This window comes from Bacteroides sp. AN502(2024) (genome assembly GCF_041227145.1).
Taxonomy (GTDB): domain Bacteria; phylum Bacteroidota; class Bacteroidia; order Bacteroidales; family Bacteroidaceae; genus Bacteroides.
On the sequence record NZ_JBGFSP010000003.1, the window covers coordinates 2,164,161 to 2,182,372 of the forward strand.

General features: G+C 43.6%; 11 protein-coding genes. 3 read left to right on the forward strand and 8 right to left on the reverse strand.

The window, feature by feature from the left end; all coding sequences use genetic code 11:
- Nucleotides 1-54: 54 nt before the first annotated feature.
- The 4 genes from AB9N12_RS08255 to AB9N12_RS08270 are packed head-to-tail and all read right to left on the reverse strand — an operon-like array spanning nt 55 to nt 7,642.
- Nucleotides 55-498, reverse strand: coding sequence for a cupin domain-containing protein (locus AB9N12_RS08255; RefSeq protein ID WP_369891296.1), 444 nt, complete (start codon nt 496-498; stop codon nt 55-57).
- Between the two features lie 29 nt (nt 499-527).
- On the reverse strand, nt 528-1,649 hold the full coding sequence (locus AB9N12_RS08260; RefSeq protein ID WP_369892843.1) for an aldose epimerase family protein: 1,122 nt from the start codon (nt 1,647-1,649) through the stop codon (nt 528-530).
- Between the two features lie 16 nt (nt 1,650-1,665).
- A complete protein-coding gene (locus AB9N12_RS08265; RefSeq protein ID WP_369891298.1) occupies nt 1,666-5,706 on the reverse strand; it encodes a two-component regulator propeller domain-containing protein in 4,041 nt (1,346 codons plus the stop codon).
- A gap of 37 nt (nt 5,707-5,743) precedes the next feature.
- Entirely contained in the window at nt 5,744-7,642 is a 1,899-nt protein-coding gene (locus AB9N12_RS08270) for a hypothetical protein (RefSeq protein ID WP_369891300.1), read from the reverse strand.
- Nucleotides 7,643-7,891: 249 nt separating this feature from the next.
- On the opposite strand from AB9N12_RS08270, the gene AB9N12_RS08275 reads away from it, so the two are divergent.
- Nucleotides 7,892-9,853 (forward strand): sulfatase, encoded by a 1,962-nt coding sequence (locus AB9N12_RS08275; protein WP_369891302.1) that lies wholly within the window; start codon nt 7,892-7,894, stop codon nt 9,851-9,853.
- A gap of 831 nt (nt 9,854-10,684) precedes the next feature.
- Here AB9N12_RS08275 and AB9N12_RS08280 read toward each other — a convergent pair.
- The 4 genes from AB9N12_RS08280 to xerD form a co-directional block, all read right to left on the reverse strand.
- Nucleotides 10,685-12,223, reverse strand: coding sequence for a YifB family Mg chelatase-like AAA ATPase (locus AB9N12_RS08280; RefSeq protein ID WP_369891304.1), 1,539 nt, complete (start codon nt 12,221-12,223; stop codon nt 10,685-10,687).
- Nucleotides 12,224-12,236: 13 nt separating this feature from the next.
- Complete coding sequence (locus AB9N12_RS08285; RefSeq protein WP_369891306.1) at nt 12,237-13,310, reverse strand: DUF4369 domain-containing protein; 1,074 nt, start codon at nt 13,308-13,310, stop codon at nt 12,237-12,239.
- 110 nt (nt 13,311-13,420) lie between these two features.
- On the reverse strand, nt 13,421-15,115 hold the full coding sequence (locus AB9N12_RS08290; RefSeq protein ID WP_369891308.1) for a tetratricopeptide repeat protein: 1,695 nt from the start codon (nt 15,113-15,115) through the stop codon (nt 13,421-13,423).
- Nucleotides 15,116-15,251: 136 nt separating this feature from the next.
- A complete protein-coding gene (gene xerD, locus AB9N12_RS08295) occupies nt 15,252-16,211 on the reverse strand; it encodes a site-specific tyrosine recombinase XerD (protein ID WP_369891310.1) in 960 nt (319 codons plus the stop codon).
- A gap of 63 nt (nt 16,212-16,274) precedes the next feature.
- Here xerD and aroQ point away from each other — a divergent pair, with 63 nt between their 5' ends.
- On the forward strand, nt 16,275-16,694 hold the full coding sequence (gene aroQ / locus AB9N12_RS08300) for a type II 3-dehydroquinate dehydratase (protein ID WP_369891312.1): 420 nt from the start codon (nt 16,275-16,277) through the stop codon (nt 16,692-16,694).
- A 51-nt stretch (nt 16,695-16,745) separates the two neighbouring features.
- The gene (gene pyk, locus AB9N12_RS08305) at nt 16,746-18,203 is read left to right on the forward strand and encodes a pyruvate kinase (protein WP_369891314.1); all 1,458 of its coding nucleotides are present in this window, start codon (nt 16,746-16,748) and stop codon (nt 18,201-18,203) included.
- The last annotated feature ends 9 nt before the right edge of the window (nt 18,204-18,212 follow it).

The following is an 18,212-nucleotide window of genomic DNA, read 5'->3' on the forward strand; positions in this document are numbered from 1 at the left end:
TTTATTAGCTTGGATTGCACAAAAAACGGATTGTACAAAGCCTCTTTTCAGAATTTATTTTAAAAAATCTGCTCTCATCGGTGCAAAACAGTCGATCAAGACTCCGGCTTCCAGGCAAACACATCCATGCAAAATGTCCGGTTCGATATAAATACCGTCTCCGGCTTTCACGATTTTCTTCTCATTGCCTACCGTAAATTCAAATTTACCGCTTGCCACGTAAGTGGTCTGCGTATGATAGTGCGTGTGTGAAGTTCCTACAGCTCCCTTTTCAAACTTCACTTTCACTAACATCACCTGTCCGTCGTAGCCCATGATTTGTCGGGTCACCCCTTCACCGGCAGGTTCCCACGCTTTATCTTTCTCACAAATAAAAGTGGTGCTTCTGGTCTTTTTTACAGGATTATCATTCATTTTGGTTTGGGCATTTAAATTTGTTACAGCAAAAAGAGCTACTCCGATCATACATACACATCTTTTCCATGTTTTCATTTTCATAATTCATAAATTTTAGTTGGTTTAATACATTATTCTGATATTGTTTCAAATTTATACATCGTAACCTGCCGATATGTTTCTCCCGGGAACAGACTTGTAGCAGGAAATTGAGGATGATTGGGCGCATCGGGGAAATGCTGCATTTCAAGGCAGAAGCCATAATATCGGCCGTATTTTCTGCTGTCGTGGCCATTCAGGTAACCCATGTTCGAATGCGGAATATAAAATTGCATACCCGGTTCGGTGGTATATGCCTTCAGGAGTCTGCCTGAAACAGAATCTGCAACCACTGCTGCCAGCTTCAAAGTATCGGGAGACCCATTCAGCTTATAATTAATATCATACCCTTTGCCCATTTCTCGTACTCTTTTTTCCACCGGTTGTGGAGAAGTATAATCATATACGGTACCCGTCACTGACATTAACTCTCCAGTAGGAATACCCGTAGAGTCTACAGGAGTTATGGAATCCGAGTAAATCCTATAAATATGATTCAATACGTCTCTTTTGCAGCCTGTCAGATTAAAATAACTATGATTTGTAAGGTTAACCACCGTGGGTTTATCCGTAGTAGCTGTATATTCCAGAACAACCTCATTATGATTAGTCAGTTTATAAGCCATTGAAAGTTCCAGATTGCCGGGAAATCCGCCTTCTAAGTGAGCACTTTTGTATTTGAAAACCACGATAGCTGTATCTTTTACAGCATAAAATGTGTCTGTTTTAAAGACCTGACGATTGAACCCGTTTGTCCCACCATGAATGGAATGTCCTTTATTATTTTTCTCCAAATGATAAGTGTGTCCATCCAGACTGAACTCTGCATTTCTAATGCGATTGGCAAACCTTCCTACGGTGGCTCCAAACTTAGGATGTCTTCCCAGATAAGATTTCAGACTGTCAAATCCTAAAACTACATGCTCAAACCGTCCTTGTCTGTCTGGGACGAAAACGTCAGTCAGCGAAGCGGCATAATTCGTCACTTTGACAGACATTCCGTTCCCATTGGTCAAGGTGAACCTCTCTATCACATCACTTCCGTTCCGGATGCTATCATCTTTAAACACAGATGGGCGGCATAAATCCGTTTGCTTGCACGAGACTGACAACCCCAGGATGGCTATCAATGCTCCAATCATACGCATCTTCATAACCTGATGATTTATACTATTTTTTTCCATATTCTGTAGGCAAACAACCGATATACTTCTTGAAACGTGCTGCAAAATAAGAAGGGGTGTTATATCCCACCATAAAACTGATTTCTGAAACAGTATACTTCCCTTCTTTCAATAACTGGCATGCCCGGTTAAACCGTATTTTATGGATAAAATCAATAGCCGATTTTCCCGTTATCGCTTTTAATTTCAAATGAAGATTTGAACGGCTCATATTCATTTCACGCGCAAACTGCTCGGTGGAAAATTCAACATTGTCCATATTCCTTTCAACAACAGCAATGGCTTTCCGTAACAATTCCTCGTCCATCGTATTGTTCGTAAGCTTTTCCGGTTCTATTTTCGTCATTTGGGAATATCGCTCAAAAATACGATAACGCGTACGCAACATATTCAAAATTTTAGCTCTCAATACTTCCATCGAAAAAGGCTTGGCTATGTAATCGTCTGCTCCGACCTGTAAACCTTCCAGCTGGTTCTTTACATCTGTTTTTGCAGATAACATATAGACCGGGATGTGGCAAGTACGGAGGTTCTGTTTTAACAATTTGCACAATTTCACACCGTCCATTACGGGCATCATGACATCCGTAATAATCAGGTCGGCTTCCTGAACTTTCAATATTTCCAACGCCCTTTGACCGTTCTCAGCCTCCAGCAGGTTGCAGAAAGCAGAAAGACCTTTTACCATGTATTGCCTCAACTCCCGATTATCCTCTACCACCAAGACAGTGCCGCGTTTGCCTCTTTCATCCTCTGTATCCTCTTCCTCCTTCAGTTCTTCCTCATCACCGATATAAACATCATTGGCGTTGGTAGAATATACCCGTTGTTCTACGGCATCTCCACTACTTCCAAGCAACTCTTCCTGTGTATATACAGATTCATCTTGCGGTAGATAAATCGTAAAGGTCGAACCCTTACCGACTTCACTCTGCAGGACAATTCGCCCATGATGTAATTCCACCAGACGTTGAACCAATGAAAGTCCGATGCCACTCCCCTCATGTCCATTTTCCACTTGGTAGAAACGTTCGAAAATCTTTTCCTGTTTTTCCGGCGGGATGCCGATTCCTGTATCGATCACTTGCAAAACCAGGTTAAGGTCTTCTATGTAAAGTTTCACAGTGATGCTTTCGCCTACTTCGGTGTATTTAAAGGCATTCGAGAGCAGATTATTTACAATGAGATCCAGATAGTTTTCATCGAAAAGCACATTTTTATCCTGTAGCTCCGTGTAGAAGTTATAGTCTATATCCTTTCTTTTAGACAAGCTTTCATAATTCATAAAGCAATTCAGCACCTGTTTGTAAGCATTGGAGTACACTGCTCTCAACTCAAATATCCCCAGCTCAGCACGCCGGAAATCCATCAACTGATTGACCAAATGCAACAGGCGGTTGGTATTCCGCTGCACATAAAGCAACTGTTCATGCTCCCAATGCCCGCTGACACGGCTAAGTAACTCCTGCAAAGGCGCGACAATCAGAGTCAATGGAGTTCGTAACTCGTGCGAGATGTTCACATAAAAACGGATTTTCATCTGATTGATTTCTTCCCGTTTTTCTTTATCAAGCCGCTCCATACGAATTTCAGCCTGCATGCTCTTGCGCAACCAGAAGAACCGTACGATACCGAACACCAGCAAGGCAAACGACAAAGCAAATAAAGAAAGCGCCCACCAAGTAGCATACCAAACCGGCAATATGCGTATGTGAAGCATGGCAGGCTCCTCATTCCATTTGCCATCATTGTTCGCTGCTTTTACACAGAAGGTATAATCCCCTGCCGGCAAATTAGAGTAAGAGACAAGGCTGATATCATTTTGCCTGTACCATACGTCGTTATACCCTTCCAGTTTGTAAGCAAATGTATTATGTTTACCCGCGATATAATTGGAAACGACAAAAGAAATGGCGAATGAATTCTGAGAAGAGGATAAGGTTATATGATCTACATAAGCAATGCTTTCCTTCAAAATACCGGTTTCATCATCCGGCAATACCTCTTTGTTATAAACAAACAGTTTATTGATAATAGGTTTAGGGGTATAAGGATTATCAACCAGCGTTTCAGGACGGAATGAAGTCATACCGTTAACTCCGCCAAACAACATGTAGCCGTTTTCTTTCCGGCAATAAGCTCCGGCATTGAACTGATTGCCCTGCAGTCCGTCCATGATGGTGAAATTACGGAATTTGCCGCTCTCCGGATTCAGGCAACTCAGCCCTTGGTTCGTACTGATCCATAGTCGCTTGTAAGCATCTTCCAAAATCCCATAGATGACATTGCTGGGCAGACCGTTTGCTGTGGTATACTGCAGAAACTGCTTGTCATTCTCTTTTAAGGCAAACAATCCGTTGCGTGTACCAATCCACATATATCCGGAGGTTTCATAGAAACAGTTTACAAACGCTTGCTTCAATGCAGGAGTGATTTGAAAATCCGTATTGGCGAGCAAAGAGGTACCTGTCTGATTGAAAACGGAAATTCCCATTTCTCCTCCGGCCCATATACGTTGCTTGGAGTCGCGGAACAGCAAGCGGTTGTATTGCTTTAATTGATCTCCGTCTTTATCTTCATTCACAATCGTAAAACTATGGCTGTTCGCATCAAAATGTAACAGATATTCCAGCGAGGCCACCCAGAGCCCTCCATTACCGTCTGAAATAATAGAATAGATGTTATTGCTTGGCAAGTTGCTGTTATGACGATTGTAATATTCGATACGACCGGATTTACGGTGCAAAGCCATCATCCCTTCGGCGTGTGCTCCCACATATACTTTGTCTTGTGCCTCATCCACATACACTGTCTTGATATCTTTGAAAGGCACATGCTGGTTGTCCGGATCGGACAGGTAATTTTTATATAGTTGGGAGGCATTATCATAGTAATTCAAACCGCCATTGCTTGTGCCAATCCACAAATTATGCTTATTATCCTCCACAATACAACTGACCACATTATCGCTGAGTGAATTCAGAAACGGAACATGTTTGATTCGCTGGAAACGGTTACACAAAGGATGGTAATAGTTCAGTCCACCCCAATAAGTGCCCAGCCACATGCCACCTTGCGAATCTCTAAAGATGCTCCGAACCGAATTCTGCGACAAACTGCCTTCCTGAATCTCCGAACTTTTAAAGGATAGAAAGTTGTCCGTTCCCTCTTTATAGATATTCAGTCCGCCATAGGTACCTACCCATAGGCGATTTTCCGTATCTAACGCCAAAGAACGCACATAGTTTGAGTTTAATCCGGATTTGCCATCTTCATAATGATAATTTTTCAGTTCTTTTGTCTTCACGTTGTACAAATAAAGTCCATCTCCTTCCGTAGCCAGCCATATTCGATTAAACATCTGGCACAGGATGGAATGTACTTTAATCCCTGCCGGTATATCCACCAGTTTCTCCAAAATACCGTTCGACAAAGTATAGATATATACACCTCCCTCAGCACCTATATAGATACAATCGTCCTGACGTACCAGCACAATCGGTTGCAATCCATGTAAAGAAGAGGATAAGGTATCTGAAAGGAAACACTCTTTCTGTACGTCAAAAAGCAAGATTCCTTCGGAAGTCCCCAACATCAACCAGTCTTTCTTTATCGGGACGATACTGGTCACGGCTACGTTCAAACCGTTTTTCTTATAATAGTAATTGGAGAACATATCCTTATGATGATTATAAAGAGACAACCCCTCGCGGGTGCCTACCCAGATTCTGTCCGAATCATCTACCGTGATGCAACGGGATATGTCGCTGGCAATGCTATTGGGATTGGTATATTGATGGCGATATACAGTAAAGTTATAACCGTCATATTTATTCACACCATCGTACGTCGCAAACCATAAATTCCCCTCTTTATCCTGATTGATTGAGAAAATCGTGCTATGCGACAATCCTTCTTCCAAGCCTATGTGGGAAAAGTGAATATCTTCTGTTACATCGGCATGCAGCATGTAACATGTAGGAAATAATGCTCCTAAAAACACTAACAAATATTGCAATATTTTCATTGTCGTAATCGATTACAATGCAAATTAACAAAATATATTAGCGGAAATAAATAGCAACTTGTATTTTTTTGCCTATACCTTCTGGTATGATTTGCAAAGGTAGCAAAGAAAACCCGGGAACCGGATTAAAGATCCGTCCATCGCTGTCTGTGGGTGCAACATTTATACGTCCTGCTTCGCAAGCGATGTACAATGTTCCTTTGTCTTTCTTGATGCAAGCTTCTCGTTCACTTATCTTCACCACTTCTTCAGGCGACGAGATAATCGGTAGCATAAGGCAGGCTGATTCATGGCAACGTTCCACGGTGATGCTCACTCCTTGTTCCGAAAAGGTATAATTCATCTCTACAGGTACTTCTCCCTGCTTGGGAGCGTGTTGATTGACATCCACCAAATGGGTGTTCACATTGAACCGACAGCATCCGTTTTCCATAAGACAAGTAATGTCTGTATCCAAATCATCCAGATTGCTATACACAACGTCCTCCTGAGACCATTCGACTCGGGGAGTTCCTCCCATCAAATAGTTACGGGCATTGCTCTGCATATTGGGAGCCTCAATCAGTTGATACCGGTTCATCGTCGCAGCAAATACAGGTCCTGCCTGAGCATGCCACAACAACGAAAGGGCGCCTCCCATAGGATGAGTTCCTTTCACTTTATATTCAGCGTCATATCCGGTAAATGTGGCACGCCAATCCCCTTGGGATAAAAGCCACGTACGAATATCCTTAAAATGCTTCACGCCGTAAACCGAGTCACGGGGAAGCTTCTTCAAAGCATTCGTTTTGACAGGAGGTTGTTCCAAAAAAGAGGCCAATGCTTTGGCATGCCCAAACGTATGATGAATACAGGGAGGGACACCGGATACGAAATAGTGCATTCCCCCATGAAGAAGCCCATCGTGGGTAGCCCTACGCAGCAAACGGATATTGCGGCGAATGGCTTCCGGATAGTTCGGATGATGAGCGCTCATCAGATAGTAACCTCCCATGAAACCATCACTCGTACGTCCGCCCCAATAGGTCCATTTAAAGCTTCGTGTTCCCCAACTGTTGTCCCAAGCGCCATCGGGCAACATAAACTCAAGATGGGTTTCCATGGAACGTTCTACAAGTGAGAGCAGTGTCGTGTCGTTTGCCATCACTGCATAGTAGGCCATATTGGGTAGCGATTCTTCTACGTTGTAGAGCAAATCCACCGGACGACAGCCATTTTTGGTTTCGGTGGTGATATTAGGTCCCTCGCCATACAGGAAACAGTCATTCGCGGTAAAATATTTCTTTAATCCGGCAGCAATCTCTCCGGCTTCCTTTTTAAACTCAGGGCGGTTGCACATTTCACCGATAGCGTATAGCGCATAGGTTGCCGAAGCGGAGTAGTTTACATTCATATTTCTCATGCCTTCCCGCTTCCGGCTATAAATGAAAGGGTTGTTCATCATAAATTCACCGGCCTCCACCAATCGCCGTTTCCAATGATTACGGGTTGAATCATCCAATAGATGTCCGTGATAATGCAAAGCTTCGTAAAGGGCAATCGCCGCAAATACCGTCGTACCGTTCCAATCCGAGACGTGTACATCGTTCATCCATGAACCATCCGGACGATGCACATTTTCCATCCACGCCATCAGTCGCTTGGCTCCAAGCAGATACTTGGGGTTTCCGGTCTTTTCAGCCAAGTACATCAATGGAAGTACGGCATCTCCTATACGTCCGTGCATACGGGCACATGCAGGGCACAAGACACCTCCGTCAAGTGCGGGATCGGAATAGGTACACTGATGAGCCAGAAAAGCATCCATCCATTCGGTCAACAACTTATTCGCTTCATTGCGTAATGAATCATTCGAAGAGTTATCACTTACCTTCCGTACTTGTCCTGACAAAGATGATACGCAAAACAGTACCATCATAAACAACCAGTTTTTCATATTTCTCTATATGGTTAATTTTAATAGTCAAAATTAGTCCTTTATTGTCGGTATTTTATTCTTTTTTATTCAATATCATGTCAATGAGCGTTTAAGCCTCTCGTAATATTGTTGAATCGATGCCAATATTGTTGAAAACTTACTTATTAAAACAATATTGGCACACTTTTACACATAAGAAAGTCGCTGTTAAGCACAAACGGACTACTTTAGCTGCAGGAAACAAATATCCTTAATTCTTAACGTTTTATGAGACACCTATCTTTATTTATGTGTACCGCTTTCTGCGGATTGTATTCCGCACAGACAAAGGCGGCAGACACCCAAAACGAAAAGCCCAATATTCTTTGGCTCACCTTTGAGGACACCAGTGCATACGAATTCGGTTGCTACGGCAACAGAGGAGTACATACTCCCCATGCGGACAGCCTTGCTTCCCGCGGCATACAGTTTATGAACGCATGGTCCGTAGCTCCTCAGAGTTCGGCCGCCCGTTCTTCGCTGATTACCGGATGCTATTCAACTACCTACGGTATGGACATCCATCCCGTGCCTTATGATACACCTGCTGACATCTTCTTTCCACAGAAATTACGCGAAGCCGGGTATTACTGCACAAACAATAGCAAGACGCACTATAATTCTACCACCGACCATAAAATATGTTGGGACGAATGCAATAATAAAGCTTCATACAATAGTCCCAAACGAAGAAAGGACCAACCGTTCTTCGCCGTATTCAACACGGTAACCTCGCACATGGGGCGCATCCGTACCTTCCATACCGACGGACGCAGAGACTACACGCAGGAAGGCATATACCCGGCATTACTTTCATTGCCTGCTTATGTCCCCGACTTGCCGGAAGTACGTTCCGACTATGCCGGTCATCTGGAAGCGGTACAAGACGTAGATACCTGGCTGGGATTCTTCCTAAAAGACCTGAAGGAGAAAGGACTGGATGAAAATACGATTATATTTTTCTTCAGTGACCACGGTGGTTGTGTGCCTCGTGGTAAAGGATATCTGTACGAAAGCGGTCTGCGAGTGCCTCTGATCGCTTATTTCCCTCCCAAATGGCAACATTTGGCCAATCAGGCTTCAGGCAAAGAGTACGGCTTGGTCAACTTCACGGATCTGGGACCTACCGTACTTAGTCTTGCAGGAGTAAAACCACCCAAACAGATGCAGGGCAAAGCACTTTACGGCAAGTATGCAAACAAAGAAAAACGTGAAATGCAATTCGCATTAGCTGCCAACCAACTGCACCATTTCATGCCGGTACGCGCCGTTACCGATGGGCGTTTCAAATATATCCGCAGTTACATCCCTTACCGTCAGTTTGCCCTGCGCAATTATTATCAATGGGGAATGCCTTCCAACAAAGCATGGGATAAACTGGTATTGGGAGGACACAATACCAACCCCGACTGGAAACTGACTTTCGAAGCCCATCCGGCAGAAATGCTGTTTGACCTTGAAAAAGATCCGGGCGAGCTGCACGACTTATCCGGTATTCCGGAATATGCAGAGACTTTGTCCAAGATGCGCCAAGCACTATCCAACCATATTCGCGCCACCGTTGATTTGGGATTCTTCCTTCCCACCTCGCGCACCGGTCACATTCTTTACGATAAAGTGCGCGAAGAGAAATACCCTCTGAACGAACTTTATACGCTTGTTGAAACGGCAGGAACAGCAACCGCTGCCTCTTTGCCTGTGTTGGAAAAAGCAATGGCCAGTCCGCTACCTGAAATGAGATTCTGGGGAGTGGTAGGATGTGCCAAACTTGCCAGGGAAAAGCAAATATCTTCCTGCCCGCAAGTCTTGTCGGCACTCCTCCAAGACAGTAATCCTTACATCGCTTCCGAAGCCGCTTATGCCGCAGCCTATCTGGGTAAAAGTCAGGAAGGTGTTGCCCGCCTGATTACTCCCGCAAAGGAAGAGGATAGAAAAATAGGGTACTCTTCACTGGAATGCCTCTCTTTAGATCCTGACATGCGTGACTGTATCCGTCCTTTCCTGCCGGAGCTGAGGAAAGCCGCAGAGACCCTGCCACGCCTTGAAAATGAAGATGCCGGACTCATGGCACGGGGTATCCTCGTGAACTTGGGCGAAATGGATATCCAAGATCTGCATGGTCCCGAAGTTTATAAAAAAGGGTTGAAACTTAACTACGGTCGCAGAGCAATGGTGCCCTTGCCCAACTAAAAGACTATATGTCCGGTTATGATCAGAAAGTAATTGATATGGTCGCAGAGCAATGGTGTCCCTGCCCGACTCACAGGACGGAGCAGAGGACAGCTCTCAGCCGGAAAACCTCCATCGGTACGGAAAAAGCAGATAGAAGGGTGGATTTTGGTAGACCTGATGTCGATAACATGCTATAATGGCCGGAATGACCCCCCATTAAGGAATGTGTGAATGTACAGACCGATTCTCTGAAAGATTCCGGGTCCCGGACAGTCTCGCGAAACGGTTGCTGTAAATTCGCGGACGTTTAACATGCTTGTGACATCGTTTCTTTTATCTCTGCGGACATTTACATGCTTTTGAAATCGTTTCTTTTATCTCTGCGGACATTTACATGCTTTTGAAATCGTTTCTTTTATCTCTGCGGACATTTACATGCTTTTGAAACCGTTTCTTTTATCTCTGCAGGCATTTACATGCTTTTGAAATCGTTTCTTTTATCTCTGCGGACGTTTACATGCTTTTGAAATCGTTTCTTTTATCTCTGCGGGCATTTACACGCTTTTGAAACCGTTTCTTTTATCTCTGCGGGCATTTACACGCTTTTGACATCGTTTCTTTTATCTCTGCGGGCATTTAGATGCTTTTGAAATCGTTTCTTTTATCTCTGCGGGCATTTACATGCTTTTGACATCGTTTCTTTTATCTCTGCGGGCATTTACATGCTTTTGAAATCGTTTTTGAAAAGTCTGCGAGAGTAAAGAGATGCAAAATCTCCGAAATAAACGAATAAAACGGTAGAAATGGCATCAGGATAAACCATTCTCATTTGTTTTAGATTCATGGTGGTTATCCCGCCCAGTTCTCTCTGTCGAGATTTCGATAACTGATGGCTTCTGCCAAATGACCGGGAAGTATTTGTTCCGTTCCTTCCAAATCGGCAATTGTGCGAGCCACTTTTAAAATCCGGTCATAGGCGCGGGCAGATAAATTGAGTCGCTCCATGGCATTTTTTAATAATGCAAGTCCTTCATCATCCGGTTGGGCATACATCGCCAGTAACCTGCCGCTCATCTGTGCATTGCAATAAATGCCCGCACATTCGGCATACCGTCTCTCCTGTATCTGGCGGGCTTTTATCACTCGCTGCCGGATGACACTGCTCGGCTCTCCCGGTCTTTGATCGGATATCTTGTCAAAAGGTACGGGAATGATCTCTATTTGGATGTCTATACGGTCTAATAACGGACCGGATATCTTATTCAGGTACTTTTGCACTTGCCCAGGACTGCATACGCATGCTTTTGTCGGGTGATTGTAGTATCCACATGGGCATGGGTTCATAGATGCGATAAGCATCAGGTTGGCCGGATAACTAATGGTGCTTTTGATACGGGAAATGGTGATGTGCCGGTCTTCCAGCGGTTGACGCAATACCTCCAGTACGCCCCTGTTGAACTCGGGTAACTCGTCCAGAAATAGGACCCCGTTATGTGCCAGACTGATTTCTCCCGGTTGTGGGAAACTGCCTCCACCCACCATTGCTACTTGCGAGATCGTGTGATGAGGGTCACGGAATGGACGTTGGACAATCAATGAGGAGCCGCGTTGCAGCTTCCCGGCAACCGAGTGTATCTTGGTCGTTTCCAGGCTTTCTCCCAGTGAAAGAGGAGGAAGAATGGATGGAAGCCGTTTAGCCATCATTGATTTGCCGCTGCCCGGAGCGCCTATCATGATTAAATTGTGCCCTCCGGCCGCTGCAACTTCCAAGGCTCTTTTCACATTTTCTTGCCCTTTTACGTCTGCAAAGTCCAGCTCACTATGATTCTGTTGTTGATAAAAATCTTCCCGGGTATTGACAATGGTCGGCTCCAGTTCACGTTCGTTGTTGAAGAACTCGATAACTTCTTTGATATTGCTGACTCCGTAAACTTTCAATTGATTGACCACAGCGGCTTCCTGTGCATTCTGTTGCGGGATGATTAATCCTTCGAATCCCTCCTCACGCGCTTTGATGGCGATAGGAAGTGCTCCCTTGATGGGTTGGATGCTTCCGTCCAGACTTAGTTCTCCCATAAGTAAATAGCGGGAGAATTTCTCGGAAGAGATGGTCTCATTGGACCCGAGCAGTCCGATGGCAAGCGGTAAATCATAGGCCGAACCTTCTTTGCGGATGTCGGCCGGTGCCATATTGACCACCAAGTTGCTGGTCGGCATCTTGTAGCCATTGACTTGCAGTGCGGAAATAATACGCTGATGGCTTTCTTTGACCGCAGAATCCGGAAGGCCGACGAGATAGAACATACAGCCACGCGAGCTGTTTACTTCAATTGTGATGAGGGTTGCGTCAATCCCTTGAACTGCCGCTCCGAATACTTTTATTAACACGTTTGATTACTGGTTATTTTTTTCTTTTGTTGGCCTGCGCCTCTTTCTCTTCTGCTGCGGAAACGACTTCCTCGATTTTCTTTTTCAACTCTTCTCCACGGAGATTTTTAGCTAAGATCTTGCCCTCTGCAGATAGGAGAATGTTAGTCGGTAGCTGTTTGACGGAGTATTGCTTGGCAACTTCCGAGTGAAGCCCGCCGAAGTCACATACTTGTTCCCAATCCAGTGTGTCACGTTTGATGGCGTCTTTCCATTGTTCTTTGTCTACATCGAGTGAAATGCCAAGCATGCCTATATACTTATTCTTTTTGTATTTCTTATAGAGTTCTTTTAGCTCGCTGTTACTGCGATCATTGGAAGCACTGTCACTCCAGGAAGCCCAAAAATTGATGAGTAGATTTTTCTTTTTGAAATCTTCGGATGAACGGGTGATATGTACTCCTTTTATATTAGGCAGGCTGAAAAACGGTGCGTATTTGCCTATTTCCGTTTTTTCCGCCTGTGAGATGCTTTCGTTCAATTGTTCAATATAAAGTTTATCTTGTAATATACCTGTCATGGTTCCAATCAGCTTCTTGATCTTATTGAAATCGGGGGACTCCTTTTGGACAAAGTATTTGTCTAAAAGGTAGAGACTGACAAAGGAGGAAGGGTGCTGTTTTATAAATTCTTCCGCTTTCTGTTCCAATGCTTGTTCGGACGGGGTATCCGGGTCATTCAGCTCTTTCTGGAAGGCTGTAAATTCTTGATTGTATATGTTTCCGTCAATAGTCAGGACTTCGGGGGCGCTGATATCTCCTTTAATTTTGATCTTGTTTCCTTTGTCGAGGAATATAGGGTATTCAGTGTGATTCCTGATGAGAAGAAAAGCGGAAGTAATCGTATCTATCGGGGTTGAATAAGAGAACTTATCGTCTTTCACAAAAATAGTATCTATATGGTCGTGTCTCTCGTCCATTCCATATAGATAAAGTGTATCTGTACCCAATCCTTTGATTTCTCCGGTTATGCTCACTTCGTTTTGGGGAGTTTTGCTGCAACCGAATAAGCAAATGACTATAAGGATTAAAATGCTGTTCTTTTTCATTGCGTTGAATTCTTTTCTGCGAAAGTACGGTTTTTACGGATAAAAAAAAAGCATTGCCCGTTTATAATGGACAGGCAATGCTTAATATTTAAAATAGAGTGGTAATTCTATTATTTAGCGATGCTCATGAAATCTGCATTCGTGAAGTATTTTGCAAATTCCAGGTCGGTAGCTGCCTTCTTAGCCAATGAAGGATCTTTAGCAACTGCGCTCTTCAGGCTCTTGGTTACCATAGAAGAGTTGTTGGTTCTGGCGCCTAAAACTGCCATCAGGTAGTCAGTGTAAGCATCCGGTCTTTCTACATTAGCCAATGTGTTTTTAGCCTTGTTGTAGTCCTTTGCAAGGATTTGAGCCAAAGCTGCACTGTTGGTCTTAGCGTCGCCGAATGAGTTAACTGCTCTTTCATATTGACCTTGAGCGATGTAGAGGTTACCCATAGATTCGCCAAGTTCTTTGGTGCCGGCAGCTTTACCGAATGATGCTTCAGCAGCAGCTTTGTCACCCTTTATCAAAGAAACCAAACCTAAGTTCATGTTAACTTCAGGAGTAGCGTTAACGCTGGCAGCTTTTTTGAAGTAAGATTCTGCTTTGTCAACGTTACCGGCCTGGTAAGCCAATTTACCTAAGTTGTTGTAACCACGGTAATCGTTCGGGAATTGTTTGGTAGCTTGAGCATAGATCGCTTCTTGTTTAGCAGGATCGTTAGTCAGCGTAGCAGCATACAGCAATTCTTCTACATTCAGTTCGGAAGGCTTGGAAGAAGCCAGCTTAGCGATTTCTTCGTCAGACTTACCGATGATTTCGTAGTTCAAAGTCAAACGAGAACGACGCAACTGAGGAAGGATTTCGTCAGCCAGAGTTTTGTAAACTGAAGAGATGTTTTTGATTTCTTGTTCTCTTTGTGCAGGATCTTGATACATTGACAGTACGCGGAGAATCAACTCTTTGTCTTGGATGTTAGATTTTGAAACCAGTTCCTGGAAACCTTCCCAGTCCTGTGCAGTATATTTGGCATCGATCGGAGCGTCGATTTTGGCTTTCTTCAGGTCTTTGCTCAACAACTTGGTTGTGTTGTTTTCGCGGTTCTCGGCAAGCGTAGTGTTCAAGCTTACACCACCATCAGGAGAAGCGTATGCAGATACTTCGATGTTGCTGATCTTCTTGTTGGCAGCTTCGTTTACATTAGCTACCTCTTTGTTGAATTCTTTAGCAGTCTTCAACTCACTGGAACGAATGTTAGCTTGCTGGATCAAGAACATGATGTTAGCATCGTGTTTTTCTTTGATGATACGTTGGAAAGCGTCTTCGCCCAATGCAGGGTTTGCATTACCTAATGTATTGTTAACTAATTCAGAAGTAGAAATGACACCATCAGCTACTTTCACAGCAGGGATCGTAATCACTTTCTTACCGATAGTAGCTTTAAATTCGAGGTACAGTTCAGACTTAGCCATTTCAGGAACATAGTCGAAGGAAGTTTTCATGGTGTAGCTACCGCCCATCTTGTAAGAGATAGTCTGGTCGTTACCTTCCACTCTTTCACCTTGGAAAGTAGCTGGTTGGCCTTTAGCTTCGCCACCGTTCCATTTTAAAACCGGAGTTACTTCAACAACCGCTTTTTTGTTAAAATACTTTTCAGGGAATTTTCCATTGATGGTTGCAGGGACTTTGCCACCTACTGCCTCCAGCACTTGCGGAGTAACAGTGAAGTAGTCAGCTGATAATTCACCCATTTTTTTGCTGCAAGAAGAGAATAATGCAACAACCATTGCCATGAGTAAAGGCAAGTACAACTTCTTAGTCATTTTAGGTATAAATTAAATGTTTATAATTGAAATATCGTCTATTCGCCAACCTTCTTCCACTCAATGCAGAAAAAGTAACGCAAAGATATTAATTCTTAAAATAAATATATAGATAAAGGGGCGATTTTATTATAATTTAATGAAATAGTTTCTCTTTTTCTTTCCGGTACTTGATATTTCGTGGGTGATGCTCAATAATCTCACTGCGAAGCATGTTGCGATCGATGTGTGTATAGATTTCTGTTGTTGCAATAGATTCATGTCCGAGCATGCATTGAATGGCTCGTAGATTGGCTCCACCTTCCAATAGATGAGTGGCAAAGGAATGCCGGAAAGTGTGCGGACTGATGTTTTTGGTAATACCCGCTTTCTCCGCTAATTCTTTTATCATGTGAAAGATCATAATTCGGGAAAGACCTTTACCTCTTCGTTGACTGACGAAAACGAAATCTTCATACCCTTTTTTCACTTCAATTTGATTGCGGTCTGGTATGTAAAGTCTTATCTCTTTGATGGCCCGCGGAGAAATGGGGACGAGTCGCTGCTTGCTTCCCTTTCCTTCTACTTTGATAAAACCTTCATCAAAATAAAGATCGGACAGCTTGAGGGTGACAAGCTCCGATACGCGAAGCCCGCAACTGTATAATGTCTCTAAAATAGCTCTGTTTCGCTGTCCCTCGGCTTTGCTGAGGTCGACGGCAGAGATAATCCGGTCAATTTCCTCCACAGTCAGTACTTCGGGAAGCTTAAAGCCAATCTTTGGTCCTTCTAATAGCTCACTGGGGTCTGCTTCCAAGTAGTCTTCAATGATAAGAAAACGGAAGAATGATTTGATTCCTGATAAGATGCGGGCTTGTGAACGGGGATGAATACCGATGTCATGTAATCCGGCCGCAAAACGTTGAAGATCGGACAGGCATACGTCTAATACGTTAATCCCTTCCAATGTCAGAAAGCTCATCAGTTTGTCCAGATCCGTAAGGTAGGCATCCAGCGTATTAAGAGATAAAGACTTTTCCAGTTTGAGATATTGCTGATACTTTCTGATTATCAGCTCTTGTTGCTCCTTCTTATGCTTTTTTTCGTTGATTTCCATTTCTTTTTTCTACCTTTGCACATCCTTTCAGATACAAAGGTATAAAAAAAACAGGATTGCGCGATGAAGATACAAATTATTAATGGCCCGAATATTAATCTGTTGGGTAAGCGTGAACCTTCCATTTACGGAAGCGTTACATTTGAAGATTACTTGGCTGATCTTCGTAAAAGATACGTTGACGTGGAGATCGGCTATTTTCAATCGAACATTGAGGGGGAGATGATAGATTGCATACAGCAGGTGGGATTTGATGCGGATGGTATCATCTTGAATGCGGGTGCGTATACACATACTTCCATAGCTTTGCAGGATGCCATTCGTTCTGTGACATCTCCGGTGATTGAGGTACATATTTCCAATGTGCATAGTCGCGAGTCTTTCCGGCATGTGTCGATGATTGCTTGTGCTTGTAAGGGAGTGATTTGTGGCTTTGGACTAAATTCGTACCGCTTGGCTTTGGAAGCTTTATTGGATAGGTAATGAATTGGATAGGTAATAAATAAGGTAATAATATAAATAGGTAAAAAGATTATGTTGTTGAAACAGACTAAGATTGTGGCTTCCATCTCGGATAGACGTTGTGATGTGGATTTTATCAAACAGTTGTTTGAAGCTGGGATGAATGTTGTGCGTATGAATACAGCGCACGCTAGTCGTGAAGGTTTTGAAGCTTTGATTGCAAATGTACGTGCTGTGTCTAACCGTATTGCGATTTTGATGGATACAAAAGGTCCGGAGGTTCGCACAACGGCTAATGCGGAGCCGATTCTCTATAAAATAGGAGAGAAAGTAAAGATTGTAGGTAATCCGGATTTGGAAACAACTCGTGAATGTATTGCTGTTTCATATTCGAACTTTGTGTCTGACTTGAATATCGGTGGTACGATTTTGATTGATGATGGCGAACTGGAACTGGAAGTTATTGATAAGACTGCTGATTATCTGCTTTGTGAAGTGAAGAACGAAGCTGCTTTGGGCAGTCGCAAAAGCGTGAATGTGCCGGGGGTTCGGATCAATCTTCCTTCGTTAACGGAGAAAGACCGTAATAATATCCTCTATGCTATCGAGAAGGATATCGACTTTATTGCTCATTCTTTTGTGCGTAATCGCCGGGATGTACTTGATATCCGTGAAATTCTGGATGCTCACAACAGTGATATCAAGATTATTGCTAAGATAGAGAACCAGGAAGGGGTGGATAATATTGATGAAATTCTGGAAGTGGCAGATGGCGTAATGGTTGCCCGTGGTGACTTGGGGATCGAAGTGCCTCAGGAACGTATCCCGGGAATCCAGCGTGTATTGATCCGGAAATGTATCCTTGCCAAGAAACCGGTAATCGTTGCTACTCAGATGCTCCATACAATGATAAATAATCCTCGTCCGACTCGTGCGGAAGTGACTGATATTGCCAATGCAATCTATTATCGTACGGATGCTTTGATGTTGAGCGGTGAGACTGCTTATGGAAAATATCCGGTGGATGCGGTAAAAACGATGACTAAAATCGCAGCCCAGGCTGAAAAGGATAAACTGCAAGAGAATGACATTCGTATCCCATTGGATGAGAATAGTAATGATGTAACAGCGTTCCTTGCCAAACAGGCTGTGAAAGCTACCTCTAAATTGAAGATACGTGCTATCATAACTGACAGTTATAGTGGGCGTACTGCCCGTAATTTGGCTGCTTTCCGTGGAAAATATCCGGTGTTGGCTATCTGCTATAAGGAAAAGACAATGCGTCATTTGGCTCTTTCTTACGGAGTGGAGGCTATCTATATGCCGGAATTGGCAAACGGACAGGAATATTATTTTGCAGCATTGCGCCGATTGTTGAAAGAGGGTCGCCTGCAGCCAACTGACATGGTAGGGTATTTGAGTAGTGGTAAAGCGGGTACAAAGACTTCATTCCTCGAAATCAATGTAGTAGAGGATGCGTTAAAGCATGCGGAGGATACTGTACTACCGAACAACAACCGCTATCTGTAATTGTAGGAG

Bases quoted from the DNA above. Each gene is read 5' to 3' on its own strand.
- AB9N12_RS08255 (WP_369891296.1), bottom strand. From the start codon at position 498: ATGAAAATGAAAACATGGAAAAGATGTGTATGTATGATCGGAGTAGCT.
- AB9N12_RS08260 (WP_369892843.1), bottom strand. From the start codon at position 1,649: ATGAAGATGCGTATGATTGGAGCATTGATAGCCATCCTGGGGTTGTCA.
- AB9N12_RS08265 (WP_369891298.1), bottom strand. From the start codon at position 5,706: ATGAAAATATTGCAATATTTGTTAGTGTTTTTAGGAGCATTATTTCCT.
- AB9N12_RS08270 (WP_369891300.1), bottom strand. From the start codon at position 7,642: ATGAAAAACTGGTTGTTTATGATGGTACTGTTTTGCGTATCATCTTTG.
- AB9N12_RS08275 (WP_369891302.1), top strand. From the start codon at position 7,892: ATGAGACACCTATCTTTATTTATGTGTACCGCTTTCTGCGGATTGTAT.
- AB9N12_RS08285 (WP_369891306.1), bottom strand. From the start codon at position 13,310: ATGAAAAAGAACAGCATTTTAATCCTTATAGTCATTTGCTTATTCGGT.
- AB9N12_RS08290 (WP_369891308.1), bottom strand. From the start codon at position 15,115: ATGACTAAGAAGTTGTACTTGCCTTTACTCATGGCAATGGTTGTTGCA.
- xerD (WP_369891310.1), bottom strand. From the start codon at position 16,211: ATGGAAATCAACGAAAAAAAGCATAAGAAGGAGCAACAAGAGCTGATA.
- aroQ (WP_369891312.1), top strand. From the start codon at position 16,275: ATGAAGATACAAATTATTAATGGCCCGAATATTAATCTGTTGGGTAAG.
- pyk (WP_369891314.1), top strand. From the start codon at position 16,746: ATGTTGTTGAAACAGACTAAGATTGTGGCTTCCATCTCGGATAGACGT.